The sequence below is a fragment of the Novosphingobium sp. Fuku2-ISO-50 genome, assembly GCF_001519055.1.
Lineage (GTDB): Bacteria > Pseudomonadota > Alphaproteobacteria > Sphingomonadales > Sphingomonadaceae > Novosphingobium.
The window spans coordinates 1-1,380 of sequence record NZ_KQ954320.1; the positions used below are offsets into that span (position 1 = coordinate 1).

At 59.7% G+C, this 1,380-nt stretch carries 1 protein-coding gene; it reads right to left on the reverse strand.

Annotation, left to right across the window (positions count from 1 at the left end; translation table 11 throughout):
* Positions 1 to 214: 214 nt before the first annotated feature.
* Complete coding sequence (locus AQZ50_RS19865) at positions 215 to 1,045, reverse strand: 23S rRNA (adenine(2030)-N(6))-methyltransferase RlmJ (protein WP_067749438.1); 831 nt, start codon at positions 1,043 to 1,045, stop codon at positions 215 to 217.
* Positions 1,046 to 1,380: the final 335 nt, after the last annotated feature.

Below are 1,380 nucleotides of genomic sequence, written 5' to 3' on the forward strand. Positions count from 1 at the left end.
GGAATTTGCCGGAATTTGTCGTGCCGTGACGAGATGCGTATTGCGTCCCCCGAATTTTGTTGTTGCGTCCCCCGAATTTTGTTGCGTCCCCCGAATTTTGGCGTCCCCCGAATTTTGTGGCGTCCCGGGAATTGTTGCGTCCCCGGAATTTTTGGAGCGCCGTCCACACCATCACCGTAATTCCCTTTGGGAGAAGGGGCGATGAGGGGTTATTTCAATCGCCCAACCAATCGGTTGTGATCTCGCCCCTATGCCCCTCCGGCGCCAGCGCGGCGCGCAGGGCTTCCAGCAGAGGCGGCAACGCCTGGGTGAAGGCGTAGGGCGGGTTGACGATATAAAGGCCCGCGCCATTATAGATGCCGGGCTGATCGCCATCGTACAACCAATGCTCCACCTGCAGCAATTTCGGGATGCCGAGCTTGCGTAACTGCTCCCTCCAGCGCCAATGCGTGGCGCGGTCTTTCAGCGGATACCAGATCACCGTCACGCCATGCGACCATTTGCGGTAAGCGGCGGCGAGGGTGGCTGTGATACGCGCGCGTTCGTCCGGCTGCTCATACGGCGGGTCGACTACCACCACGCCGCGTGCGGTGCGGGGCGGCAGCATCGCCAGCCATAGCTCGTAGGCGTCGCGTTCATGCACGGCAGCGGATGTGTCGCGCATCACGCCGCGCAGGGTATAGGCGTCCTCGGGATGTTTTTCGTTCAGGATCAGGAAATCCTGCGGGCGCAGAAGCTGCGCCAGAATCCGCGGCGAGCCGGGGTAGAAGTGCGGCTCGGCCCCGGCATTCACCGCCTGTACGGCGGCGCGATAGTCGTTCAGCAAGGGGTTCGGGTCGGCAAGGGCCCGCAGCACGCCCTGCGTGGACTCGCCAGTGCGTTGGGCCTCCTCGCCGTCAAGGTCGTATAGCCCGCAGCCGGCATGGGTGTCGATCAGGGTCAGCGCGCTCTGTTTGTGCTGCAAGGCCCGCACGAGGGCGATCAGTAGGCTGTGCTTCACGACATCGGCGCTATTGCCGGCATGGAAGGAATGGCGATAATTCATTGCGATTCAAAATCCTGACGGTCTGCCTTTATACGAGTTGCTGGGCGCGGTTGCCGAGCGCGAGGCGATTGAAGTAACCAATCCGGTGCTAATGGATTGTTTTTGACATTTGCATCCCGCCATCCGGATAGCGCGGTCGCAAATGTCAAAAACGGAAAATCCACTAGAATCAAAAGTTTCCAGTGGTCCAAAAATATTCCGACATTTGCACACGACCTAGCCGAGAGCGGTAGAAAATATCAGAATCGGAGCCCTTAGTATAAAGTCGGGCGGAAACCTTCAACGCACTTCTGCGCGAGGCCTCAAGCCCGCGTTAGCGATCGTCACCAGAGGCT